This window comes from Streptococcus pseudopneumoniae (assembly GCF_001074565.1).
Taxonomy (GTDB): Bacteria; Bacillota; Bacilli; order Lactobacillales; family Streptococcaceae; genus Streptococcus; species Streptococcus pseudopneumoniae_J.
Map to the genome: position 1 here is coordinate 14,471 of NZ_JUQX01000072.1, position 24,318 is coordinate 38,788.

Annotated in this window: 24 protein-coding genes; all 24 read left to right on the plus strand. The window is 36.9% G+C overall.

Annotation, left to right across the window (positions count from 1 at the left end; all coding sequences use genetic code 11):
* Window positions 1–7 precede the first annotated feature (7 nt).
* The 24 genes from ADI74_RS10395 to ADI74_RS10510 all read left to right on the plus strand — a co-directional run bounded on the left by ADI74_RS10395 (window position 8) and on the right by ADI74_RS10510 (window position 24,317).
* Window positions 8–400, plus strand: coding sequence for a TcpE family conjugal transfer membrane protein (locus ADI74_RS10395; protein ID WP_049538739.1), 393 nt, complete (start codon window positions 8–10; stop codon window positions 398–400).
* Window positions 384–2,888: an ATP-binding protein gene (locus ADI74_RS10400; RefSeq protein ID WP_049538740.1), complete on the plus strand. Its 2,505-nt coding sequence runs from the start codon at window positions 384–386 to the stop codon at window positions 2,886–2,888. The genes ADI74_RS10395 and ADI74_RS10400 overlap by 17 nt, the downstream gene beginning before the upstream one ends.
* A gap of 10 nt (window positions 2,889–2,898) precedes the next feature.
* Complete coding sequence (locus ADI74_RS10405) at window positions 2,899–4,941, plus strand: hypothetical protein (protein WP_049538741.1); 2,043 nt, start codon at window positions 2,899–2,901, stop codon at window positions 4,939–4,941.
* Window positions 4,941–6,041: a phage tail tip lysozyme gene (locus tag ADI74_RS10410; RefSeq protein WP_049538742.1), complete on the plus strand. Its 1,101-nt coding sequence runs from the start codon at window positions 4,941–4,943 to the stop codon at window positions 6,039–6,041. The genes ADI74_RS10405 and ADI74_RS10410 overlap by 1 nt, the downstream gene beginning before the upstream one ends.
* A gap of 17 nt (window positions 6,042–6,058) precedes the next feature.
* Window positions 6,059–6,853: an LPXTG cell wall anchor domain-containing protein gene (locus ADI74_RS10415; RefSeq protein ID WP_049538743.1), complete on the plus strand. Its 795-nt coding sequence runs from the start codon at window positions 6,059–6,061 to the stop codon at window positions 6,851–6,853.
* Between the two features lie 12 nt (window positions 6,854–6,865).
* Window positions 6,866–7,093, plus strand: a complete 228-nt coding sequence (locus ADI74_RS10420) for a hypothetical protein (RefSeq protein ID WP_049538744.1) — start codon at window positions 6,866–6,868, stop codon at window positions 7,091–7,093.
* Window positions 7,090–7,587: a YgjV family protein gene (locus ADI74_RS10425; protein WP_080980413.1), complete on the plus strand. Its 498-nt coding sequence runs from the start codon at window positions 7,090–7,092 to the stop codon at window positions 7,585–7,587. Before ADI74_RS10420 ends, ADI74_RS10425 begins: the two co-directional genes overlap by 4 nt.
* A gap of 92 nt (window positions 7,588–7,679) precedes the next feature.
* Complete coding sequence (locus tag ADI74_RS10430; protein WP_004244165.1) at window positions 7,680–7,907, plus strand: hypothetical protein; 228 nt, start codon at window positions 7,680–7,682, stop codon at window positions 7,905–7,907.
* Between the two features lie 63 nt (window positions 7,908–7,970).
* Window positions 7,971–9,104: a tyrosine-type recombinase/integrase gene (locus tag ADI74_RS10435; protein WP_049538746.1), complete on the plus strand. Its 1,134-nt coding sequence runs from the start codon at window positions 7,971–7,973 to the stop codon at window positions 9,102–9,104.
* A 170-nt stretch (window positions 9,105–9,274) separates the two neighbouring features.
* Window positions 9,275–9,646, plus strand: coding sequence for a ribonuclease P protein component (rnpA, locus tag ADI74_RS10440; RefSeq protein WP_000739254.1), 372 nt, complete (start codon window positions 9,275–9,277; stop codon window positions 9,644–9,646).
* Window positions 9,621–10,448, plus strand: coding sequence for a YidC/Oxa1 family membrane protein insertase (locus ADI74_RS10445; protein WP_192833044.1), 828 nt, complete (start codon window positions 9,621–9,623; stop codon window positions 10,446–10,448). Before rnpA ends, ADI74_RS10445 begins: the two co-directional genes overlap by 26 nt.
* Before the next feature lie 14 nt (window positions 10,449–10,462).
* A complete protein-coding gene (gene jag, locus ADI74_RS10450; protein WP_049538748.1) occupies window positions 10,463–11,449 on the plus strand; it encodes an RNA-binding cell elongation regulator Jag/EloR in 987 nt (328 codons plus the stop codon).
* Window positions 11,450–11,500: 51 nt separating this feature from the next.
* Window positions 11,501–12,124 carry a hypothetical protein gene (locus ADI74_RS10455; protein ID WP_049538749.1) on the plus strand — a complete coding sequence of 208 codons (624 nt, stop codon included), beginning with the start codon at window positions 11,501–11,503 and terminating at the stop codon, window positions 12,122–12,124.
* A 118-nt stretch (window positions 12,125–12,242) separates the two neighbouring features.
* Window positions 12,243–14,219: a transketolase gene (gene tkt, locus ADI74_RS10460; protein WP_049538750.1), complete on the plus strand. Its 1,977-nt coding sequence runs from the start codon at window positions 12,243–12,245 to the stop codon at window positions 14,217–14,219.
* 129 nt (window positions 14,220–14,348) lie between these two features.
* Window positions 14,349–14,669, plus strand: coding sequence for a preprotein translocase subunit YajC (gene yajC, locus ADI74_RS10465; protein WP_025168480.1), 321 nt, complete (start codon window positions 14,349–14,351; stop codon window positions 14,667–14,669).
* 48 nt (window positions 14,670–14,717) lie between these two features.
* Complete coding sequence (locus tag ADI74_RS10470; protein WP_049538751.1) at window positions 14,718–15,161, plus strand: low molecular weight protein-tyrosine-phosphatase; 444 nt, start codon at window positions 14,718–14,720, stop codon at window positions 15,159–15,161.
* Complete coding sequence (locus ADI74_RS10475) at window positions 15,148–15,561, plus strand: MORN repeat-containing protein (RefSeq protein WP_049538752.1); 414 nt, start codon at window positions 15,148–15,150, stop codon at window positions 15,559–15,561. The genes ADI74_RS10470 and ADI74_RS10475 overlap by 14 nt, the downstream gene beginning before the upstream one ends.
* A 295-nt stretch (window positions 15,562–15,856) precedes the next feature.
* A complete protein-coding gene (adhE, locus tag ADI74_RS10480; RefSeq protein ID WP_049538753.1) occupies window positions 15,857–18,508 on the plus strand; it encodes a bifunctional acetaldehyde-CoA/alcohol dehydrogenase in 2,652 nt (883 codons plus the stop codon).
* Between the two features lie 124 nt (window positions 18,509–18,632).
* Window positions 18,633–19,553: a helix-turn-helix domain-containing protein gene (locus tag ADI74_RS10485; RefSeq protein WP_049538754.1), complete on the plus strand. Its 921-nt coding sequence runs from the start codon at window positions 18,633–18,635 to the stop codon at window positions 19,551–19,553.
* A 244-nt stretch (window positions 19,554–19,797) separates the two neighbouring features.
* Window positions 19,798–20,088, plus strand: coding sequence for a hypothetical protein (locus tag ADI74_RS10490; RefSeq protein ID WP_061410132.1), 291 nt, complete (start codon window positions 19,798–19,800; stop codon window positions 20,086–20,088).
* Between the two features lie 490 nt (window positions 20,089–20,578).
* Entirely contained in the window at window positions 20,579–21,163 is a 585-nt protein-coding gene (locus tag ADI74_RS11025; protein WP_152906323.1) for an ABC transporter ATP-binding protein, read from the plus strand.
* An 11-nt stretch (window positions 21,164–21,174) separates the two neighbouring features.
* Complete coding sequence (locus ADI74_RS10500; protein WP_049538756.1) at window positions 21,175–22,422, plus strand: hypothetical protein; 1,248 nt, start codon at window positions 21,175–21,177, stop codon at window positions 22,420–22,422.
* Window positions 22,364–23,047, plus strand: a complete 684-nt coding sequence (locus ADI74_RS10505) for an ABC transporter ATP-binding protein (RefSeq protein ID WP_049538757.1) — start codon at window positions 22,364–22,366, stop codon at window positions 23,045–23,047. Before ADI74_RS10500 ends, ADI74_RS10505 begins: the two co-directional genes overlap by 59 nt.
* Entirely contained in the window at window positions 23,016–24,317 is a 1,302-nt protein-coding gene (locus ADI74_RS10510) for an ABC transporter permease (protein ID WP_192833045.1), read from the plus strand. The genes ADI74_RS10505 and ADI74_RS10510 overlap by 32 nt, the downstream gene beginning before the upstream one ends.
* Window position 24,318: the final 1 nt, after the last annotated feature.

Genomic DNA, 24,318 nt, shown 5'->3' on the forward strand with positions numbered 1-24,318 from the left:
ATTTTGAATGGAAAGAAAAGACAAGAAGCTGTATGTCTATACTACAGCATTTAGACAGCCTGTGTGGGTACATAAACTGAATGAAGATTTTAGTTTGCCATTTGCAATAAAAATGTCTGCGATTGTCTATTGCCTAGTGATTCTTGTTGTTGTTTGGTTTTTACTAGGCTTTATTCCTTCCTTGGAATGGGGTTGGCGGTTTATGGGTTCTGCTTTTGCTGGTTGGAAACTTGGAAATTTGTTAGCTGATTATAAGTTAGATGGTAAAACCCTGTTTCGATTCATTTATGAATATTTGATTTTTTGGAAGGAATACGATAGTCAAAGAAAGGAAATATATATTTGTAAAGGTATTAAACATGAGAAAGTGAGAATGATTAAGCGTGGAATTAACGAATAGTATTTGGTCAATCGCTGATGGTTTGATTTTGTTGAAAGATGGAACGGTTTTGTCCGTATTTGAGGTTGAATCACAAATTGTCAATACGATTGAAGATAATAAGAAAGAAACAAGTAAAGATTTAGTCTATAATTGTTTGGCTAGTCTGCATGAGTACAATGATGTAAGTATTCATAGCTTACATATTGATTTAGAACTGGCTAAGAAGATTTCTTTATTGGCGCAAGATATTGAGCAAGGTCAAGGGACAAGTCCTTTGGGGAACTATGTGATTTCTACAATGAAGTCGCGCTTGGAAGAAGAAGTAAGCTATCTCTTTGAGTATAAGCATTATATTGTAGTTCCTTTGAAGTCGGTCAATGTGACCTCTGATTTCAAACTGACGATTGAGCAGACGATTGCAACGTATCGAAAAAATGTGTTGAAGATGGCTGGTTTTGAAGAACTACCAAAAATTGATTGGTGGAAAACGTGGCAGAATCAGAAAGATATGGTTCAGACGAAACTTCATTCCTTGAATGTGAAGGAAGTTGCGAAAGCAGATTTGGAATTGTTGAATCGACTTCATTTTCTTGGTGGGCAAGCCTATGATAAAGAGAGTGAGTTGATCGCTCTTGAAAACTCTATTGAGAATGTAGATGAAACGATTATTGAAGTAGTGGACGGAAATGCCTTGAAGTTGACCAATGGTCAGGGAACAAGTTATGTGGCGACAATTCCTGTTGTTTCTTATCCTAAAAATGTATCTTATCTTCACTTGCAAGAAGAACTTCAAAATCTTGAATTTCCTGTAGATAGTGTCTATAAGATTCGATTTTCGACTCAAAAAGGTTTCTTTTCTTTGCTTTCAAGGGCAAGAAACAAACGTAAGAATCTTGGAAATACGGTAGAGGAAACAGCAGAAAATGATGATGTTCAAAAGATTGAAGTCTTGGAAAGCCATCAGTTACTAGAAGATTTTCAAGAGAAACATGATAATAAAGAATTGATGATTACCTATCTTCATACCTTGACGATTACAGCAGACAGTTTAGAAGAACTGAATCTTAAGTTTGATATTCTGTTTGCACGTTTGAAAGAGTTGGAAGTTGAGGTTGTCAAGGCTGTTGCTGATCGAATCTATTTGTTCTATAAGAGTAGATTGACAGAAATTCTTGATAACGGAAGGGAATCATTCCTTCAATACGGAAGTCTGCGTGGACTGTGTGAGAATCTGATGTTTACTACTAAGAAGGTTGGGACAGAAATTGGTTTTCCTATTGGTCGAGTCGATAACGAGATTTCCTCATGGTATGGAGATTTTCAAAAGGCTCTTGATTCAAGTACGAATGTTGTATTTTCAAATTTGTTACAAGCTAACAAAATTGGAATTAAGGGGAAGGAAACAAGCAATCCTCATACAGCAATAACTGGATCAACTGGAAATGGGAAGTCATTCTTGACTAAGTTACTATTTACCTATCATTCATTATTGAAAACGAAAGTGTTGTATATTGATCCAAAAGCAGAAATGAAAAGACAATATCAAGCTGTGCTTTCAAAATTAGAAGATGAAGGTAAATTTGAGGAATTGCAGGACTATATTAAGTCAATCAACTTTGTTACTTTGGATATGAAAGATAAGAATAATCAAGGTGTACTTGATCCATTCTCATTCTTACAAGATGAAGCTGAATTGACGGAGTTAGCAACCGTACTTGTTGGCTCTGTATTGGATAAAGATACCTATATCAAGGTTCAGCCTTACTTGTTAGATTCGATTGACAAAGTGCTTGAACGTAGAAATGGTGGTGAGAAAGTCGGTATGTTACAAGTCTTTGATGAATTGGAGAAAAATTCAAAAGAAGAAGTTGTGACTGCTGGTTATTTCCTTAAACGGATTTCAAGAAATTCCTTGTTGTCACTTTGTTTTTCTGATGGTAGTCAAAATGTTTTGAGGGTTGATAATAAAATTACAATCGTTGAAATTACAGGTTTGGATATGCCAAAAGGAACTGATAAAGATGAAATGACTGAAACACAATTACGTAGTCTGACAGTTATGTATTCTTTGACCTACTTCTGTGCGATTTTTGGTGAACGTGAGAAAGATAAGGAAACAATGTTATTCCTTGATGAAGCATGGCAGATTATGTCAACTCCTGCTGGAAGGCAAGTAGTCAATCGTATTAAACGTACTGGTCGATCATTCAATAACTTCCTAGCGCTAGTTACTCAGTCTGTAAAAGACTTGAAAACAAGCGAAGATGGAACTGGTTTTGGTACGGTATTTGCATTTCCTGAGCATTCTGAAACAGGGGCTATTTTGGAACACTTACGAGTAGAAGATGATGAATTATCAAGAGCATGGCTTGAAAATCAAATAATGGGACAATGTATTTACTATGATACATTTGGTCGTAAGGAACGAATTACAGTAGATGGTACAATCTATCCTGAATTGATGGAGTTGTTTGAAACAGTAGAAACAGAATTGGTTGCAGTTTAAAGGGGGGAATATGAGAAAAAATATTTTACTAGTGTTTATTTGTTCATTCTTCCTTTTTCCTATATTGGTTAAGGCGAATCCTGTTTCAGATTATCTTCCAAACAATAATTTCAATATTATTGAATTTGATAAGAATACCAATAAACCAAAACTGAAAGAAAGTTCTGAATCGACAAAAGAACTCTTAGACAATGCGAAAAAAGCAAAAGAAAAAGAAGCTGAGATAAAAAAGCAGAATGAAAGTAAAAGTAAGCTAACTTATGAGAATTATAAGTCGAGAATGTCTGATCTTACAAGTAAAGCATACTTTGACAAAAAGTTCTTTGGATTTGATTCCAATATCAACTACTTTTTTAATTCGCTAGTTCAAGCTGTATTTTGGGTTGGGAAACTGACTTTCTATGTAGTTGCAGAAGTTTATATTGCTGTTGAGGGAATGAGTGATGTTTCTTCACTATTGAATGAAGCAGTAAAGAACTCTAGTAAGGTATTTTCTTCCTTATTTAGTCAAGAAATAATCTATATGGTTGGCGCAAGTATGGCAGTCTATCTATTGTATATATTTGCGACTGGAAAAGGAAGTTTCCTCAAAACATTGATAAAAATGTTGTTGATTTATACTTGTATTGGAGTGTACTTTGTTCAGTTTCCTGTTAATGGTCAAAATAAATATCTGTTGACTCATGTTTATGACGCTTTTAGGACAACGACAATAACTCTGAATGGTGAAATTACGAAAACTTTAACTGGCGAAAGTAAAGATGGAGTAGAAACATACTTTTCAGAAACTTTATTGAAGGGTTATAAGTATATGAACTCTCCTGTGAATGATAAAGGGGAGTTTGTACTTTCTGAAAAAGAATTTGAAGATTTAGCTGACTATAAGCAAGGTGACGGAGATCATTTAGTTGGTGAGAAGAAAATCAAGGATATTGCAAAAGATAAAGATCCTGAAAATAAAATGTTGAAGAATGAGTGGGGCTTGAAATTCATGTATGCCTTTGCTTCTGATGTCGATATTGTCGTGATGGGAACGATTTATCTATTGCTCGGATTGTCACGATTCTTCTTCTTGATTGTATTTATTTTACTGATTGTATTGTTGCCATTTATCCTTCTATTGAGTTTGTTTCCTAAGATGGAACACTTACTGGTAGGATTTAATAAGAAAGCTATTTCAATGCTTGCCTTATCATCTATCATGCTTTTAGCAACTACATTATTTGCTTTCTTTTATAATACTTTAACTAGCTTTATTTCTAGCGCTGTAAGTGGAGATTTATTAGTTACGGTATTTCTAAAAGGTGTCTTGTTGTTCTTAATGTGGAAATATAGATATTCTCTTTTATCTACATTTTCAAGAGTTACTGATAGTCCTGTTGGTAAGATTGGTAGAGAGATCAGCAATTCTCGTGTTATTCGGAATCTTGAAGGAAGATTATCAAGATCAGATAAGATTGGTTTAAAATCAGTGAAGGACGGTTTGAAAGTTGGTAGTCAGTTTGCTAAAGGTGGCTTGAAGTTGGGTAAAGATAAGTTGAGTGAAAATCTCAAAACTTTACGAAAAGAAAGTCCATTGGTAGATAAGGTTGCTGAAAAAGGAGAAGCGGTTAAAAATCGAATGGATTCGATTAGAGAACGTAAGAATAGTTCAGTCAATGCTTTGAAAGAAAAAGGAAATAATGCTTTGTCTAGACTTTATGGAGTACGAGCCAATGCCTTTAGAGAAGATAGTGCTGATAGAAAAAGACTTGAAGATAAAGAGACGTTTAGAAATAATCAAGCAGTGAAATATGCTGGTCAGAAAAATGCTTCTCGTCAAGCAGTTCAGCGTTTAAAGGAAGAAAGAGCCAAAAAACGCAAAAAGAGTTTTGAGGAAAAACAGGAACGTTCTGTAAAACAGAAAATGCAGAACACAAAGACTAGCATTCCAAAGGCACTTGGCAGAAGAAAATCTGTTGAATCAGCTTCTAAAACTGATGTAACTGGTTCTAAACAATATAAGAGTAAGAAAGAAAAGAGGTTGAAAGCAAGAAGAAAGGTTGATATTTAATGGGTAAAAAAACAGCTAAACGATTAGGGTTATTGGTTGGAAGTCTTTTACCTATTCTCCTAGTGGTTATTTTAGTGATTGCAAGTATTATTGGAATCGTTTCTGCTAGTGGTTCATCAGGAAGTACAACTGGCAAGAGAACACGTTTGACAGCGCAAGAAGTGGCAAAAAAAGCCAATATTTCTGTTGAAAGAGCAGAAGATGTTATTAAGATTCTAAACTGGCAACTATCAAGAGAAAAGTTTACTTTGGAAGGTGCTAGTGGTTCTCTTGCCAATGCAGAAAGAGAAAGTGATTTTGATCCTACTGTAGTCAATCCGTCAGGTGGAGTTGCTGGCTATTTTCAATGGTCAGGCTGGGACGGAAATACAATCAATGGTGATCGCTGGAGAAATGCTAGTTCTCGAACGTTAGATAGTATAGTTCAACTGGAATTGATGTCCTATGAGTTGAATCATGGCTATAAAAAAGTAAAGGACTACATGCAAAAGGCGACTGATCCTTTTGAAAGTGCTAAGTATTGGTCTGAACATTATGAGGGTGTATTGCTTTCAGACGGTCAGACAAAATTAGAGAAGCTGGAAAAGGACAGCAAGAAGTGGTATGAAGTCTTTAAGGGTACGATTGAATCTGATGGATCAAGTGGAAATGCAATAGCTGGTAGTTTGGATATTCCTGCAGGTCAAGTTGCTATGGAGATACCTAGTGGCTATTCGATTGATAAGGAAATTACTAAAGAAGGCTATATCACGCAATCTTATCCTTATGGAGAATGTACGTGGTATGTTTTCAATCGTGCTAAAGAATTTGGAATACAGTTTGATCCATACATGGGAAATGGTCAAGATTGGGCGCATAAGTCAGGTTACGAAGTAACGAATACTCCTACGAAGCATTCAGCAGTTAGTTTTCAAGGAACGCAAGCTGGTGGTCACCGTCTTTATGGTCATGTGGCATTTGTAGAAGATGTGAAAGATGATGGTTCAATTTTGATTTCAGAATGTAACTTTGTTAGAAGTGGTCAGGGAACTGGAATAACGAACTATCGTGTATTTACTGCTGATCAGGCAAAAGAATTTTTATATGTAACTGGAAAATAAAGAAAAGAGGAAAAGAAATGAATAAGAAATTTGTAACATTGTTGTCTGTAGCTGTATTGAGTACAGTTGCTAGTGGAGTATATGCTGATGAAATTACTTTGGGTGGAAATGTTGCTTCTACAGAAGATAATGCTGGGTTAGTTGTGGAAGAAAAACCAGCAGAAACTCAACCATCTGTAAGTACAGAAAGTCCTGCTACAGAACTTGGTAAAAATGTAGAAAAGGAAGAAAAGGATAATACAGGTGTTGTGGTAGAGGAAAAAACTCCATCAGAACAACCGAAGGAAGAAAAACCAAAAGAGGATAAGCCTTCTGAAAATCTCGGTAAAGATGTAGAAAAGGAAGAAAAGGATAATACAGGTGTTGTGGTAGAGGAAAAAACTCCATCAGAACAACCGAAAGAAGAAAAACCAAAAGAGGATAAGCCTTCTGTAGAAGATACTCCTGAAATCAAGGAACAGAAACAAAAGGCAGAAGAAAATGTTGGTGTGAAAGAAACTGACGATCCTAAACCTTTGAATGTGACGAAGGAAGAAATTCAGGAACAGCCTATTGAAACCAATACAGGTCATAAAGTAGTTTCTACGAATCAAAGTAAGGTCGTTGTTGAAACAGAACAAGGTGACTATCAAGAAAAAGAACCTTATGAGGTTGGGGCTGTAAAGCAGCAAGACGGTACAATCGCTCTGAAAGATAAAGAAGGGAAGTTGAAAGTTTTACCTGCAACTGGAACAGCAAGCACTATTTTTGCGACTATTTGGGGATTTGTAGGTTTGGTTGCGACTGTTTGGGGTCGACGTAAATTGAATTAAAGGAGATGAATTGTGACATATGGCGATGCGTTAATTGATTGGGTTCCTGGTGATTTAGTTGATATTGGAACTTATCATGAAAAAGTGTTAAATATTTCTGATGAGCGTCTGTTAGAAGAGTATCCAATTGGGAGTACTTTTGCAGAAAATGTTAATCTTTGTGAGGTGGTATCACATTTTAAAAACGAAGATGAGCGACTATGCATAGGCTATAGAATTGTAGGTTTTGTATTCGAATGATTTGGTATGTAGCTCAAGGTATATCTTTTTTATCAACTTTTCTATTTTTATATTCAATAACGACTAAGTCTACAAAGAAATTGTTCATGTTAGGTACATTTCAAGCATTATTAAATGCACTAAAGAATTTTTTGCTTGGCGGATACGGTGGTTCTATTGTTCAAATATTGGGTATGTTTAGAAGTTTTTTGAAAGCTTATGACAAGTTTAATGGACTATTTGCATTTTTAATTGTATTTGCTCAGATAATCTTAGGAGTTTATTTGAATAAGCAGGGTTTAGTGGGTTATTTACCTATTTTTGCTTCAGTGGGTTATTCAATTTTATTAACTCGAACCAAGAATATCTATATTATTAAAAATGGATTAGTTATCAATTTGATTTTATGGTCGATATATTATGGTATATTGTTTGATGTTGTTGGAGTTTTAACCAATGTTGCCTATGCTATTTATACAGTAATAGTGATAATGGTGAAGGTAAGAAAAGAATAGAGTTTTTGATTGAAAGAATTAAAATTAAGTGATTTCGTGTGGCAAGGCAGAGTAAAATCTGCCTTTTTTTTGCTGTTTTAAGGAGAATGAAAATGGAAAAATCATATAATAATTATCCTGATATTTGTGTATCAAAGAAGGATTTAAAAGCAAATTATTTCCCTTCGATTAGTATTAAAACTATTGAAAGACGATTAGACGAAAGTCAAAAGACGAAAGAATTTAAAGATATATCTTTTAGGACAGGACAAAAAGTATTGATAAATGTGAGAGGATTTTATCTATTTCTTTTGCATAGAGAGAGAGTTAGATATATTTGATTGGAAAAAATGATATACTATAGTTATTGACTAGAGATATACTCATTTGAAAAGGAGTATAAAATGTTTTTTAGAGAATTGGAGAATGGAAAATATAGATATTATGAAAAATATTTTGATTTAGAAGATAATAAGTGGAAACAAGTTTCTATAACTTTAACTTCTAAGACAAGGCAAGCGCAGAAACAAGCAAGAATCTTGCTAGATGAGAAAATAGAAAAAAAGAGGGAGAAAATAGAAAAGAAGAAGGAAGTAGTCAGTGATATTACAGTTAAACAAGCCTACGAAGAATATTTGAAAATTCGTGAAACAGAATTAAAAAGAAGTACGTTTAAGTCTCAGAAATATACTATTATAGGTGAAGTTAGAAAGTTAGAAAATTACTTATTAGTAGATGTGACAAGTCATATAGTTCAGAATATATTGTTGGAGCTGGAATGTTCTGCGGTTCATAGAAAAAATAAGAAAGTTTTATTGAATCTGTTTTTTAAGTATTGTTTAGATGTTGGTTATATAATTGAGAATCCTGTTGAAAAGGTTGTTTTACCAAAAAGAAAAAAGAATGTAAAAGAGATTAGGAGAAAACAAAATAAGTATTTAACAAGGGTTCAAATGTTTCAGTATTTGAATTTTTTAGAAAAGGAAGAAAAGAATCACCGAGTGCGTTTAATTGTTGAATTTATGTATTTGACAGGCTTGCGGTTTGGAGAAGTCTTGGCTTTGACTATAGACGATATTGATTTTGAGAATAAAACGTTAGAAGTTAAATATACATTACATACAAGCGGAAGTAAGGCAGAGATATTTTTAGATAGTCCTAAAAGTTTAGCTTCTTATAGAGTCATTGGTATTAGCGATAGAGTGTTAGAGATCATAGAAGAATATCTTCTCATTGAAAAAGAAGGGCGATTTATATTTACGAAAAATGGGAATCCTTTTATGATTTTTTCTTTTAATGATTTTTTGAAGAGAAGTTTTAAAAGAAGTGGAATTCAAAAAGAAGAGGATTTTGTATTGACTACTCATGTTTTTAGGCATTCACATATTAGTTTACTTGCAGAATTAGAAGTTCCAATCAAGGCGATTATGGAACGAGTAGGTCATACGAACGAGAAAATGACTTTGGGAGTTTATACTCATGTTACGGAGCAGATGAAGTTTAATATAACTGAAAAATTGGATAAATTGGACTTGTAAAAGCTAACCAAAAAGTAACCAAGAAATGTCTAAAAATGTCTAAAATAGTCCATAATCTTTGGAGTAAGAATGTAGAAAAAAGCCTTTATGTCTGTAATTGACGGTATTTGTCTAGCTTTTATTGAGGGAAATTGTTATAATAGTAGTAATTTAATAGATGGAGTTGAGTTTTGAAGAAAAACTTTCGTGTAAAAAGAGAGAAAGATTTTAAGGCAATTTTCAAGGAAGGAACAAGTTTTGCCAATCGAAAATTTGTTGTCTACCAATTGGAAAACCAGCAAAACCATTTTCGAGTAGGACTGTCCGTTAGTAAAAAACTGGGGAATGCAGTTACCAGAAATCAAATTAAGAGACGAATCCGACATATCATACAAAATGCAAAGGGAAGTCTGGTAGATCATGTCGATTTTGTTGTGATTGCTCGAAAAGGGGTGGAAACCTTGGAATATGCAGAGATGGAGAAAAATCTACTCCACGTATTAAAGTTATCAAAGATATACCAGGAAGGAAATGGGAGTGAAAAAGAAACTACAGTTGACTAGTTTGTTGGGTCTGTCCTTGTTTACCATGACGGCCTGTGCAACAAATGGTACAGCTAGCGATATAACGGCAGATTCGACAGATCTTTGGAGTAAATTTGTCTATTTTTTTGCTGAAATTATCCGCTTTTTGTCCTTTGACATTAGTATCGGAGTGGGGATTATCCTCTTTACAATCTTGATTCGTACGATTCTATTACCAGTCTTTCAGACTCAGATGGTTGCCTCTAGAAAAATGCAAGAGGCTCAACCACGCATCAAGGCTCTGCAAGAACAATATCCGGGTCGTGATATGGAAAGTAGAACCAAGCTAGACCAGGAGATGCGGAAGGTCTATAAGGAATTGGGGGTCAAACATTCGTCCTCAATTTGGCCGATTCTAATACAAATGCCGGTCCTTTTGGCTTTGTTCCAAGCCTTGAGTCGAGTGGAATTTTTAAAAACAGGGCATTTCTTATGGGTGAACCTAGGGGGAGTAGACACAAGCTTTATCCTTCCGATTTTGGCGGCAGTCTTTACCTTCTTGAGCAGTTGGTTATCAAATAAGGCTTTGCCTGAAAGAAGTGGAGCTATGACAGGGATGATGTACGGGATGCCGGTACTGATCTTTATCTTTGCCATCTCTGCGCCTAGTGGAGTCGCCTTGTACTGGGCAGTATCCAATGCTTATCAAGTTTTGCAAACCTATTTCTTGAACAATCCTTTCAAGATTATTGCTGAAAGAGAAGCGGTAGTCCAAGCAGAAAGAGATTTAGAAGGTAAGAAGAGAAGAGCCTTGAAGAAAGCACAGAAAAAGAAAAAATAAGGAGGAATCTGGTAATGGTATTATTTACAGGTTCAACGGTTGAAGAAGCAATCCAAAAAGGGTTGAAAGAATTAAATATTTCAAGAATGAAGGCCCACATCAAGGTCGTTTCAAAAGAGAAAAAAGGTTTCTTGGGCTTGTTTGGTAAGAAACCAGCTCAAGTTGATATCGAAGCAATCAGTGAAACAACAGTGATTAAAGCCAATCAACAGGCTGTCAAAGGTGTTCCAAAAGAAGTCAATGAAAAGAATGAGCCAGTGAAAACCGTCAGCGAAGCGACAGTTGATTTGGGATATGTGGTTGAAGCCATCAAGAAAATTGAAGAAGAAGGCCAAGGTGTCTCTGAAGAGGTCAAGGCTGAAATCTTGAAAAATGAAAAACATGCCAGCACGATTTTGGAAGAAACAGGTCATATTTCAATTTTAAATGAACTGCAAGCAGAAGATGTTGCTGAGGAAGTTAAGGCTGCTCCAGAAAAAGAAGCTGAAACGCAAGAAGTAGCGAGCCAATCGTTGGAAGATTTGGGCTTAAAAGTAGAGCCAAGTTATGATACCGAACAAGTGGCAACAGAAGTAGCTAGCTACGTTCAAACCATTGTGGATGATATGGATGTTGAAGGTACGATTTCAAGCGACTACAATCGTCGTACCATCAATCTTCAAATTGACACCAACGAACCAGGCCGTATTATCGGCTATCATGGAAAAGTCTTGAAGGCCCTTCAGCTCTTGGCACAAAATTATCTTTATAATCGCTATTCAAGAACTTTCTACATTACGATTAATGTCAATGATTATGTTGAACACCGTGCAGAAGTGTTACAAACCTACGCTCAAAAATTAGCGAATCGCGTTTTGGAGGAAGGTCGTAGCCAGCAAACAGATCCAATGTCGAATAGCGAACGCAAGATTATCCATCGCATTATTTCACGCATGGATGGAGTGACTAGCTATTCTGAGGGTGATGAGCCAAATCGTTATGTTGTCGTAGATACAGAATAAACAAAATCAGGCTTGACCTGATTTTTTGCTAGAAAAAAGGAGAAGAGACCGATGATGGAAACCATCAGAAACTATCTATCTTACGCGGGGATCCAGTATCGTAATCCAGATAAGTCTGGAGATGAGCGAGAGAAGATGCTGGAATTGCGCCACAAAGGCCAAGAGGCTCGTAAGGCTTTTACAAACCTAGCCAAGGCCTTCCAAGCAAGTCATCCCGAATGGGAATTGCAACAGACTAGTCAGTGGATGAATCAAGCGCAGCGCTTGCGACCGCATTTCTGGGCCTATTTACAGAGAGAGGGGCAGGTAACAGAACCCATGTTGGCGCTGCGTTTGTATGGGGAAGGTTCAGATTTTGGGATTTCCTTAGAAGTCAGTTTCATCGAGCGCAAGAAGGATGAGCAGACGCTGAGCAAGCAAGCCAAGGTTTTAGAGTTTCCAGTGGTAGAAGGAATCTATTATCTAGCATACACCGATGGTCAAAGTCAAAAAGTAGAAGCTAATGAAGAAAACCGTCGGCTCTTACGCGAGAAGGTGCGCAATCAGGAAGTTCGTAAAGTCTTAGTCAAGTCAGATGTTTCCTTCATTGAAAATCAGTCAGTAGAAGCGATATTGGAGGAGCTAGAAGACGCTTATACTCGCTTGCTCCCGTACTATGAAGTGACGAGGGGATAGACAAATCAAATCTGTTAGATGAACGCAAATTGTTTTATTGCTATTCTATGCATTTTTTCATATAATAGTAAAATAGGTTGTGTGATTCATTAATCACCTCAAAGAGAAAGGAAATTCTATGTCAAATCTATCTGTTAATGCAATTCGTTTTCTAGGTATTGACGCCATCAACAAAGCAAACTCAGGTCACCCAGGGGTGGTTATGGGGGCTGCTCCAATGGCCTATAGCCTCTTTACAAAACAACTTCGTATCAATCCTGCTCAACCAAACTGGATCAACCGCGACCGTTTTATTCTTTCAGCAGGTCACGGCTCTATGCTTCTTTATGCCCTTCTTCACCTTTCTGGTTTTGAAGATGTTAGCATGGACGAGGTCAAGAACTTCCGTCAATGGGGTTCCAAAACACCAGGTCACCCAGAATTTGGGCATACAGCAGGGATTGATGCTACTACTGGTCCTTTAGGTCAAGGGATTTCGACTGCCACAGGTTTTGCCCAAGCAGAACGTTTTCTAGCAGCAAAATACAATCGCGAAGGCTACAATCTCTTTGATCACTATACTTATGTGATCTGTGGAGATGGTGACTTGATGGAAGGTGTCTCAAGTGAGGCGGCTTCATACGCAGGTTTGCAAAAACTCGACAAGTTGGTTGTTCTTTATGATTCAAATGACATTAACTTGGATGGTGAGACAAAGGATTCCTTTACTGAAAGTGTTCGTGACCGCTACAATGCCTACGGTTGGCACACAGCCTTGGTTGAAGATGGGACAGACTTGGATGCAATCCATGCTGCTATCGAAACAGCTAAAGCTTCAGGAAAACCGTCTTTGATTGAAGTGAAGACTGTTATTGGATACGGTTCTCCAAATAAACAAGGAACGAATGCGGTACATGGTGCTCCTCTTGGAGCAGATGAAACTGCGGCTACTCGCCAAGCCCTCGGTTGGGACTATGAACCATTTGAAATCCCAGCTGAAGTTTACGCTGATTTCAAAGAAAATGTTGCAGACCGTGGTGCATCAGCTTATCAAGCTTGGACAAAACTAGTTGCTGATTATAAAGAAGCTTATCCCGAACTTGCAGCAGAAGTCGAAGCCATCATAGACGGACGTGACCCAGTTGAGGTAACTCCAGAAGACTTCCCAGCTCTAGAAAACGGCTTCTCTCAAGCAACTCGTAATTCAAGCCAAGATGCTTTGAACGTTGTGGCGGCTAAGTTGCCAACCTTCTTAGGTGGATCCGCTGACCTCGCTCACTCAAACATGACTTATATCAAGACTGACGGACTTCAAGATGATGCCAATCGCTTGAACCGCAACATTCAGTTTGGTGTGCGTGAATTTGCAATGGGAACGATTTTGAACGGGATGGCCCTTCATGGTGGACTTCGTGTGTACGGAGGTACTTTCTTCGTCTTCTCTGACTATGTGAAAGCAGCTGTCCGTTTGTCAGCCTTGCAAGGACTTCCTGTGACTTATGTCTTTACCCACGATTCAATCGCAGTTGGTGAAGATGGTCCAACTCACGAACCAGTTGAACACCTAGCAGGTCTTCGTGCTATGCCAAATCTCAATGTTTTCCGCCCAGCAGATGCGCGTGAAACTCAAGCAGCTTGGTACCTTGCGGTGACAAGTGAAAAAACACCAACTGCCCTTGTCTTGACACGTCAAAACTTGACTGTTGAAGAGGGAACAGACTTTGGCAAGGTTGCTAAAGGTGCCTATGTTGTCTATGAAAATGCAGCAGACTTTGATACGATCTTGATTGCAACAGGTTCTGAGGTAAATCTCGCTGTCGCAGCTGCCAAAGAATTGGCTGGTCAAGGTGCAAAAGTCCGCGTAGTCAGCATGCCATCTACAGATGTCTTTGACGCACAAGACGCAGCTTATAAGGAAGAAATCCTTCCAAATGCAGTTCGCCGTCGCGTTGCAGTCGAAATGGGAGCAACTCAAAACTGGTACAAATATGTTGGTCTTGATGGTGCAGTTCTCGGTATTGATACCTTTGGAGCATCTGCCCCAGCACCAAAAGTATTGGCAGAGTATGGATTTACTGTTGAAAATCTAGTCAAAGTAGTTCAAAACTTGAAATAATCGCAGAAATCAGAGTGAAAACTCTGATTTTTTTATTGGCATAAAAACAAGGCACAACCTTGTAAAAGTAGTTGAAATTTGATATAGTAGTCCTATGTAAAATACAAAGGAGAAAATACTATGGAAAATATTAGTCCAAATTTAACATTTGTGATCATGCTTGTAGGTATGTTTGCCTTGATGTTCTTTATGCAACGTTCTCAAAAGAAACAAGCTCAAAAGCGTATGGAAAGCTTGAACAAGCTTCAAAAAGGCTATGAAGTGATCACAATCGGTGGACTCTATGGAACAGTGGACGAAGTAGATACTGAGAAACGGACAATCGTACTAGACGTAGATGGTGTTTATTTGACTTTTGAATTAGCTGCTATCAAGACAGTGTTGCCACTCAAAGAAGCTGTGACACCAGAAGGAGCAGTTATCGACGAAAGTGGAGCAATCGAAGAATAAAACGGGATCCTATCACTCCCGTTTTTCTATGATATGAGAGGAAAAGGGATGAAAAAAATAGTATTTGTGTGCTTAGGAAATATCTGTCGTAGCCCTATGGCAGAGTTTGTGATGAAGTCCATGACGAGTGATTATCAAGTTGAGAGTCGTGCAACTTCGTCTTGGGAACATGGCAATCCGATTCATAAGGGAACGCAGGGGATTTTCCAGCAGTATCAGATTCCCTACGACAAAGACAAAACATCGCTTCAGATTGGCAGAGAAGACTTTGAGTCGTTTGATTATATTATCGGTATGGATGCTTCAAACGTTGCAGATTTGCGTCAAATGTGTCCTCAGGAACAAGAGCACAAGATTTATGCTTTTGCATCTGAAAGTGTTCCAGATCCATGGTACACAGGAGATTTTGAGGAAACCTATGCGCGCATCACAAGTGGATGCCAAAGCTGGTTAGACCGTTTAGAAAATGAGAGTGACAATGGAAAAGTTTAAAGAAATCTTCGAAAAATATCGAGTATATCTAACTCGCCCGCGTATAGAGATTGCAACCGTTCTTCTAATCGTTATCTGCGCCGTGTCAGTTTTTCTATTAAACACACCAAAAAAGGGTGTACTGACACTTGACAATGGTGCGCTTGTTTATGATGGAACCTTGGTAAGAGGGAAGATGAATGGTCAGGGGACTATGACCTTTGAAAACGGGGACCAATACACAGGAGAGTTCAATAATGGGGCTTTCAATGGTAAAGGAACCTTCCAGTCCAAATCTGGTTGGAAATACGAAGGCGATTTTGTAAACGGCCAGGCTGAAGGTCAAGGGAAATTGACGACCGAGCAAGAAGTTGTCTATGAAGGAAGCTTTAAACAAGGCGTTTTCCAACAAAAACAATAACCTCCTGATTAGGGGGTATTCTTACAGACGAAAAAGAAAGCGCTTACTAAATACTTGTTAGCGAAGCATCCTCAATGTAGAAAAAGTTTGTGAAATAAAAATATTTTTATTCTAATTTCACAATCATTAGAGTAAAATCCCGTAGTATTGCAGTATTGAGAAATATTTCACAAATAAATTAAATTTCTTTGTGAAATCTACATGAAACTGTTTACAAAGTTTGAAAAAAGAGTTATAATAAACTTGTGAAAAAATTAACAAAGGGTTTAAATCCTTTAAGGCTATGGAGGAAAATATGGCTGATAAAAAAACTGTAACACCTGAGCAAAAACAACTCGCTGCTGAAAAGCATGTAGACGGACTAGTACAAAAAGCTTTGGTTGCGCTTGATGAAATGCGCAAGTTGAACCAGGAACAAGTTGACTACATCGTAGCGAAAGCTTCAGTTGCAGCTCTTGATGCGCACGGTATCCTAGCACAACACGCAATTGAAGAAACTGGTCGTGGTGTATTTGAAGATAAGGCGACAAAAAACCTTTTTGCCTGTGAACATGTTGTGAATAACATGCGCGGAGTTAAAACTGTCGGAGTTATTGAAGAAGATCCCGTTACAGGATTGACTAAGATTGCAGAACCTGTCGGTGTTGTGTGTGGTGTCACTCCAACAACAAACCCAACATCAACAGCAATTTTCAAATCATTGATTGCTTTGAAAACACGTAATCCAATCGTGTTTGCCTTCCACCCATCAGCTCAAGAATCTTCTGCTCATGCAGCACAAATCGTTCGTGATGCGGCGATCGCAGCTGGAGCTCCTGAAAACTGTGTTCAATGGATTACAGAGCCATCTATGGAAGCAACTGGAGCGCTTATGAACCACGAAGGTATTGCGACTATCCTTGCAACAGGTGGTAATGCCATGGTTAAGGCTGCTTACTCATGTGGGAAGCCAGCTCTTGGGGTAGGTGCCGGAAACGTTCCCGCCTATATCGAGAAATCAGCTGACCTTCGTCAAGCTGCCCATGACATCGTTATGTCTAAATCATTTGATAATGGTATGGTCTGTGCATCAGAGCAAGCGGTTATCATTGATAAAGAAGTATATGACGAATTTGTAGAAGAATTCAAATCATATCACACTTACTTTGTAAACAAAAAAGAAAAAGCCCTTCTTGAAGAATTCTGTTTTGGCGTTAAAGCAAACAGCAAAAACTGTGCTGGTGCTAAACTAAATGCCAACATCGTTGGTAAACCAGCTACATGGATTGCAGAACAAGCAGGATTCAGCGTTCCAGAAGGAACAAATATCTTGGCTGCAGAATGTGCAGAAGTAGGACCAAAAGAACCATTGACTCGTGAGAAATTGTCGCCAGTTATTGCTGTCCTAAAAGCTGAAGATACAGAAGACGGTCTTACAAAAGCTCGTCAAATGGTTGAGTTTAACGGACTTGGTCACTCAGCAGCTATCCATACAAAAGACGAAGAGCTTGCTAAACGCTTTGGTACAGAAATCAAAGCTATGCGTATTATCTGGAACTCTCCATCTACTTTCGGTGGTATTGGGGACGTTTATAATGCCTTCATCCCATCATTAACACTTGGATGTGGTTCATACGGACGCAACTCAGTTGGTGATAACGTGAGCGCTATCAACCTTCTAAACATCAAGAAAGTAGGGAAACGTAGAAATAATATGCAGTGGTTTAAAGTTCCTTCAAAAATTTACTTCGAACGCAATTCCATCCAATACCTTCAAACATGTGAAGATATTGAACGCGTTATGATCGTTACGGACAAATCAATCGAAAAACTCGGTTTCGTTCAACGTGTTATCGATCAATTGAACGCACGTAGCAACCGTGTAACTGTCCAAGTCTTCTCAGATGTTGAGCCAGATCCAGATATCACAACTGTAGAACGTGGTACTGAAGTGATGAGAGCTTTTGAACCAGATACAATTATCGCTCTTGGTGGTGGTTCTCCAATGGACGCAGCGAAAGTTATGTGGCTCTTCTATGAACAACCAGAAATCGACTTCCGTGACTTGGTTCAAAAATTCATGGATATCCGTAAACGTGCCTTCCGCTTCCCATCACTTGGTAAGAAAGCGAAGTACATCGGTATCCCAACAACTTCAGGTACTGGTTCAGAAGTAACACCATTTGCCGTTATCTCTGATAAGAAAAACAACCGCAAATACCCATTGGCTGACTACTCATTGACACCAACGATTGCGATTGTTGACCCTGCTTTGGTTGAATCAGTTCCAGATTTCATTACTGCTGACACAGGTATGGACGTCTTGACTCACGCGACTGAAGCCTACACTTCAAACTTCGCTAACGACTACACAGATGGTATTGCCCTTCAATCAATCAAACTTGTCTTTGAATGGTTGGAAAAATCTGTTAAGACAGCTGACCCAGAAGCTCGTGAAAAAATGCATAATGCTTCTACAATGGCAGGTATGGCCTTCGCCAATGCCTTCCTTGGTATGAGCCACTCAATGGCCCACAAGATCGGTGCGGTTCACCATACTGTTCACGGACGTACAAACGCTATCTTGCTTCCATACGTTATTCGTTACAACGGAACTCGTCCATCTAAGACTACTACATGGCCTAAATACAACTACTGGAAAGCTGATGAGAAATTCCAAGACATCGCGAAAATGCTTGGCTTGCCTCACTCAACTCCAGAAGAAGCGGTTGAAGCATACGCTAAAGCTGTTTACGAACTTGGTGTTGCAGTAGGTATCAAGATGAACTTCAAGGATCAAGGAATTGATGAAAAAGTTTGGAAAGACAGCTTGCATGAAATTGCTCTTCTAGCTTATGAAGATCAATGTTCACCTGCTAACCCACGCTTGCCAATGGTAGCTGACATGGAAGAAATCATGGCAGATGCTTACTATGGTTATGCAGAACGTCCAGGACGTCGTAAATAATCGTTTATCAGCCTAGAGACAGGAGAAATCCTGTCTCTTTTTTGTACATTATTTTGAAAAATGGTATAATAAGCGTATATATTTATTTGAATATCAAACATTTTTATGACATTGTGAGGAAGAAATGGGACAAGTGAATGAATTAGGAGAGAAGGTACGGCTTCTTAGAGAGGAGAAAGGGCTTAGTCGTCCAGTCTTTTGCGGGGATGAGTCAGAGTTGTCCGTTCGTCAGTTGGTCCGCATTGAAAAGGGAGAGTTTCGTCCTACGATAAAAACACTGGAATATATTGCGGATAGGCTAGGTATTCCATCCTATGTCTTGATGCCAGACTACAAGGAATTACCCAAGCGTTACCAAGAATTAAAGTACTTTCTTCTTCATCATCCTGACTATGGAGACAAAGAGTTGCAGGAACAAAAGGAAGAATATTTTGATGAGATTTTTGAATGTTTTTATGATGATTTGCCACGTGATGAGAAAGTGGTAGTGGATTGTCTTCAAGCTATAGATGAGGTGAGGGCGACTGATGATGAACAGTATGGCCTTGCGCTAGTAGATGAGTATTTGGACGAACTTTGTAATCAAGGTGAGTTTTCATTTTCAGATTTTTTAAAAATTAGATTGTATTTTTTATGTAGTTATTTAGAAAATATTAAAAAAGGACACTTATCTATTGATAAGCAGACAAAACTTCAATCAATGTTTCAAAAGGTTTGTGATAGAGTAGAGAAAAGTAGTGCCAAAGATTTATTTCTAGTTCGAGACGTGTTATTTGCAGGATTAGGTAGTTGTGAACTGCTTAACAACCTAGAGTTATTTAAGTTGGCGGTGGAAAAACTCAATTGGATTGCTGAAAAAACACGAGATTTTCAAAAACAACCGATTGTCTTGATGGTAGAGTGGAAATATTATATTCAGACGGATTATGAAACAGCCAAACAAAAGTATGAAGAAGCAAAAATGATGGCGAGAATGTTTAGCAATGAGAAGTTGCTCGTTAGTTTAGATAATGAATGGGCCGAGGATCTAGAAAGATATCGTTAAAGAGTTTATAGGAGTGACATTTCTGTCATTGGAGGCTTTTTAAAAAACTGATATAATTCTAAATGTAAGCAAAAATTATCCTAGGCTTGCTTATTTGAAGAGTTAATGAATAATGTTTTATTTCAGTAACTTAAGCTATATAATATAAAGGAGGGAATTAAAGATGATTAAGTTTTTTTCACTTTTAGTGTCATTGCTTTGGTGGAAATAGAAAATCATTACTATTTTTATGAAGGTAGAAAACGTGCTAGAATTTGAAAGAATAAACAATGTTTTATTGACTGGCATGTCAGAAGTAGGAGATGTACTGCTCATTCGACAAACATTATCAAATCTTATTCAAGTAGAAATAAGAGTTAATGGCTATTTAATGGATCTGATTACAATAAAACCCCAAAAGTTAAAAATTTATCCTTTAGTAGGCATTAAAAAAAATGCACTTATTCTCGTTCAAGAAGTAAGTGTAGGACTGGATATGACGTTAGAGAATAACAGGACATTTAGGAATTTTAATTTTTTTAGAAGATTAAAATAAGAATCAAAGAAAAGGAGAAAAATATATGTGGCGTTGGGTATGGAGAATTGTAAGATGGATTTTAATTAATTTACTATGGGAAGCTCTCTGGGGCTGGGTAAAACAATGGTTTAGTAAATAGGAGGAATTGTTATGTGGCGTTGGGTATGGAAAATTGTAAAATGGATTTTAATTAATTTAATGTGGACAGCTATGTGGGCTTGGGTTGCACAGTGGTTTAGTAAATAGGAGGAATTGTTATGTGGCGTTTCGTATGGAGAATTATTAAATGGATTATTATTGACTGGATTTTAAGAGCAATTTGGGGCTGGGTAAAACAATGGTTTAGTTAATAACAGATGATAAATAATTTCTATTAGAAATTACTAGAATGATTATAATTGAATAAAAAAATAATTGATAGTTATGTCTCGGTTTGAAAATGGGCATTCTCAAAAAGATTATAGACATAACTATCAACTATTTTAATTATAATATAAAAGGAGAAAAAATGAAAGTAGAAAACATTTCGTATCGGGTAAACAGTCGTATACTTTTTGATAATATTTCTTTTGATGCTTCAAATTCAGGTCTCACACTGATTACTGGGAAAAATGGTGCAGGGAAGTCAACATTATTAAAAGTATTACTAGGAATTGTTCAACCATATTCTGGCTCAGTGATTTCTGACGAAAAGGTTAGCTATGTTCCAGATTCTTCGGACAACTATTTCATCGGTTTATCTCCTAATTTATTATTCGAATTTTTACAGAAACAATTTTTTATTGAAACAAATTTGTTTGAAGAACGGTTAAGAGAATTACGAGAACAATTTTATTTGAATGAGAAATTGATGACACAAACAATTCAATCATTGTCATTAGGAGAAAAGAAAAAAGTAATGCTTATAGCAGCATTTTTATTGGATTCTGATTTGTATGTTATGGACGAGCCTTTATCGGGATTAGATCAAATTTCGGTTGAAAATCTTATTCATTTGATTGAGCAAAAGATAAATCTAGGTAAACACTTTATTATTGTAAGCCACGAGAGACAGGAAATTTTACCGACAGTTGATCAGATTATTTCTTTGTAGAGGGAAATTGTATGGAAAAGTTTTATTATTCTATTACTCTGTTGTTCCTATCACGGCAAGGATACTGGAACGATTCGAATAATGTCAAGGAATTATCGCTAATTCAATTGACTTACAAATATTTTTTATCTTCTATTGCCTTGGTTTTTATTTTTTTGATTGCTAAATCAGAAATTTATAATATATTAAAAGAAAATCAAATTTGGGGAATCTTATCATACTTTGAATTAGCAACAATATTGGTTCCTGCAATTCTGTTATTAGGAATACTTTATGAAAATATTTATGTTTTAAAAACTAAAACAGAAAGTACAATGAGGATATTTTTCAATATAACAGGGAGAGAATTTTGGAATATAGTATTCTTTAAGAATTTAATTCTAGTTTTGCCCATCTTAGTAATTATTTTTTTCTATAATATTTCTTTAGGAATATTTGCGTGCCTACTTGTTTTTTTACTTAATAATATATTTTTTATACCGAAAATCAGGTATGTTAGACCAAGATTTAAAAAATCGTTCAGTATGTCCTATTTATTATCTGTTGTTGATGGTTTGACAATGTTTAAAGCGATTACTATACCTGTGTTTTCAACTTTTATGTTTATGTTCATGTGGTTGGTTTTACCAGATTTTTTAGGAATTGATACCACGAATAAAGTGATGATATTGAATACAGCTTTATTCTCAGGGACAGTATTTTTTAGCAATAAAGGGATAAATTTTTATTTTCTTACTTTAAATAAGGATTTCCCTTATCTGAAGGCTGTGGGAATCAATCTTAATAAATTTATAAAAAAAAGAATTTGGTCTTTAAATGTTATTAGTATCTTAGTTCCTGCAACCTCACTATATTTCTTTTTAAATTATCTGGGGTACGGTTTTATAGATATTTTCCTATTTCTTTTCGGAGTCTTTCTAGCATACTTTTTATGCCAAGGAATACAAATGATAGAGGTATTACTATTTCGAGAATATCATTTTCGAGATGCGAAAGAGCTAGAAGCTTTTTCGCTCCCTTTAAAGATGAGGGTGACAATGTATATTATTCGTTTTCTACCAATCCTAGTCTGTCTTTTGGTTAACCAAATAAGAATATTCGGTTTTTTGACTCAGATTTTCTTAAATATAATTTATATTGGTATTGTTTATTTTAGTTTGTATCGGTACACGATAACACAAGTGATTAAAGGAGATTATAATGTCCATTTTATCCATGAAAAATATTTCAAAATTTTACGCTTTGGACGGCAAACATAAAGAACAGGCTCTAAGAAATATTAACCTGCAGATTTCTGAAGGAAAAATTACAGCGATTTATGGTCCGTCAGGCTGTGGCAAAACCAGTCTACTGAATATCATCAGTGGTCTTGATAGGGAGTACGAGGGAGTTTTAGATTTTAAAGGGGAGTCTCTCAGAGAACTATCGGAGATTGAATTGACTCAATTTCGCAAAGACAACATTGGGTTTGTCTTTCAAAACTTCAATCTCATCCCCCATCAATCTGTTCTGGATAATGTCAAGTTACCTCTCTATGTCAAAGATTTATCGGATAAAGAAATGACAAGGATTGCTCAGGAGCAACTTCTCGGTCTAGGGATGGAGCCTTTTATGGCTAAGAATGTGAAACAGCTTTCTGGTGGGCAAAAGCAACGTGTAGCCATTGCACGTGCTCTGGTAAACCAACCAGATATGATTGTAGCTGATGAGCCGACTGGATCACTCGATTCTCAATCTCAGGAGATGGTTTTGGAAGTGTTCAAAAGTTTGGCCCAAGCTGGGAAAACAGTACTGATTGTTACTCATAACCCAGAGGTTACTGAATATGCAGATGTGATTATCAAAATGAAGGATGGTGAAGTCGTTGAAGAAGTCAAAAAATAAAGGATTGTCCTTTAAAAACAAATTCAAACTTTCCTTAAGTAACTTTTTAGAAAGAAAGTGGCGTAACTTGTTGATTGCAGTAGCAACCTCGATTGGTTTTGTAGGCGTGTTGATTTCTTTTGGTCTAGGAAATGCCTTGATTTCAATGATTGATGAAAATACCAACGGTGGCAAGCTTCCTTCCCAAGTTCAGATTGCACTGAATTCCAGTGTTGCTGGCAGAGGTTTTCTAAACCAAGATGATAAGAACTATATCACAGATACGATTGGGAAAGAAAACATTAAATATCTAGAGAGTCCTTTTGGTATGACCATGTCAAAGATTAGCATAGACGGACACGAAGTGGATTTTAGCCAAGCCCTGCCTTCTTATGCTCAGGTTGTGAGTTTATATGAAGATACAAGTATTTCTGTTAGTAGCAATGAAAAAGAAAAAGTGCTAGCAGGATCTCTTTATACGGATGTTAACGAGGAGGGATTGACGATTCCAATGAGTTTGCTCAAAAATTGGAATGAACAAACCGGGAAGAATCTGACAGCTAGTGATGTGATTGGCAAACCAGTCTCGGCAACCATTGTAGAAAATACTGCTGAAGGTAGCAAGTTGGCAGGTTTTCAGACTCATATTGTGCGTGTCATCAATGACGAAGATGATACAGAGGATAGTAATAGTTTTATGGCTTCCAAGCAGATGGAAACGATTTTAAAAGAAGCTGAATTCACAAAGGCCGTATCCTATTTTATTTTTGAGCTTAAAGACCCATCTCGTACGAAAACAGTAACAGAAGAATTGCAGAAAAATAAGAAGTACACAGTTCTTTCTCAACAAGCTGTTCTTGATATTGTGATTACCTTTATTCGTGTCATCCAAGGACTACTGATTGTGCTTTCTTCACAAGCGATTGTGGTGGCAGCAGTTATGATAGGCATCATCATTTATATCAATATCATGCAACGTTCTAAGGAAATCGGTGTCATGAAGGCCGTTGGCTATCAAAATAGAGATGTGAAAGGAATCTTTATCTACGAAGCTCTTTGGATTGTAGGAATTGCCTTGTTTATAGCTTTCATCATTGCTCAAGGGATAGGCAGTCTAGCGAATGTTATTGTTCACCATTTCTATCCATCAATCTCTAAAGTTTTTGAATTAAATCTTCTCTCTATTTTAGGAACCTTCATTTTTGCTTTGTTTCTTGGCTATATTTCTGCCTTCTTCCCAGCACGTAAGATTAGCAAAATGGATCCAGTGGAATCCTTACGCTATGAGTAGA

Bases quoted from the DNA above. Each gene is read 5' to 3' on its own strand.
- ADI74_RS11025 (WP_152906323.1), top strand. From the start codon at position 20,579: ATGAAAGTAGAAAACATTTCGTATCGGGTAAACAGTCGTATACTTTTT.
- ADI74_RS10395 (WP_049538739.1), top strand. From the start codon at position 8: ATGGAAAGAAAAGACAAGAAGCTGTATGTCTATACTACAGCATTTAGA.
- ADI74_RS10510 (WP_192833045.1), top strand. From the start codon at position 23,016: ATGGTGAAGTCGTTGAAGAAGTCAAAAAATAAAGGATTGTCCTTTAAA.
- ADI74_RS10505 (WP_049538757.1), top strand. From the start codon at position 22,364: ATGTCCATTTTATCCATGAAAAATATTTCAAAATTTTACGCTTTGGAC.
- ADI74_RS10470 (WP_049538751.1), top strand. From the start codon at position 14,718: ATGAAAAAAATAGTATTTGTGTGCTTAGGAAATATCTGTCGTAGCCCT.
- ADI74_RS10485 (WP_049538754.1), top strand. From the start codon at position 18,633: ATGGGACAAGTGAATGAATTAGGAGAGAAGGTACGGCTTCTTAGAGAG.
- ADI74_RS10410 (WP_049538742.1), top strand. From the start codon at position 4,941: ATGGGTAAAAAAACAGCTAAACGATTAGGGTTATTGGTTGGAAGTCTT.
- ADI74_RS10415 (WP_049538743.1), top strand. From the start codon at position 6,059: ATGAATAAGAAATTTGTAACATTGTTGTCTGTAGCTGTATTGAGTACA.
- ADI74_RS10475 (WP_049538752.1), top strand. From the start codon at position 15,148: ATGGAAAAGTTTAAAGAAATCTTCGAAAAATATCGAGTATATCTAACT.
- adhE (WP_049538753.1), top strand. From the start codon at position 15,857: ATGGCTGATAAAAAAACTGTAACACCTGAGCAAAAACAACTCGCTGCT.
- ADI74_RS10455 (WP_049538749.1), top strand. From the start codon at position 11,501: ATGATGGAAACCATCAGAAACTATCTATCTTACGCGGGGATCCAGTAT.
- ADI74_RS10500 (WP_049538756.1), top strand. From the start codon at position 21,175: ATGGAAAAGTTTTATTATTCTATTACTCTGTTGTTCCTATCACGGCAA.
- ADI74_RS10425 (WP_080980413.1), top strand. From the start codon at position 7,090: ATGATTTGGTATGTAGCTCAAGGTATATCTTTTTTATCAACTTTTCTA.
- ADI74_RS10435 (WP_049538746.1), top strand. From the start codon at position 7,971: ATGTTTTTTAGAGAATTGGAGAATGGAAAATATAGATATTATGAAAAA.
- ADI74_RS10405 (WP_049538741.1), top strand. From the start codon at position 2,899: ATGAGAAAAAATATTTTACTAGTGTTTATTTGTTCATTCTTCCTTTTT.
- tkt (WP_049538750.1), top strand. From the start codon at position 12,243: ATGTCAAATCTATCTGTTAATGCAATTCGTTTTCTAGGTATTGACGCC.
- jag (WP_049538748.1), top strand. From the start codon at position 10,463: ATGGTATTATTTACAGGTTCAACGGTTGAAGAAGCAATCCAAAAAGGG.
- ADI74_RS10430 (WP_004244165.1), top strand. From the start codon at position 7,680: ATGGAAAAATCATATAATAATTATCCTGATATTTGTGTATCAAAGAAG.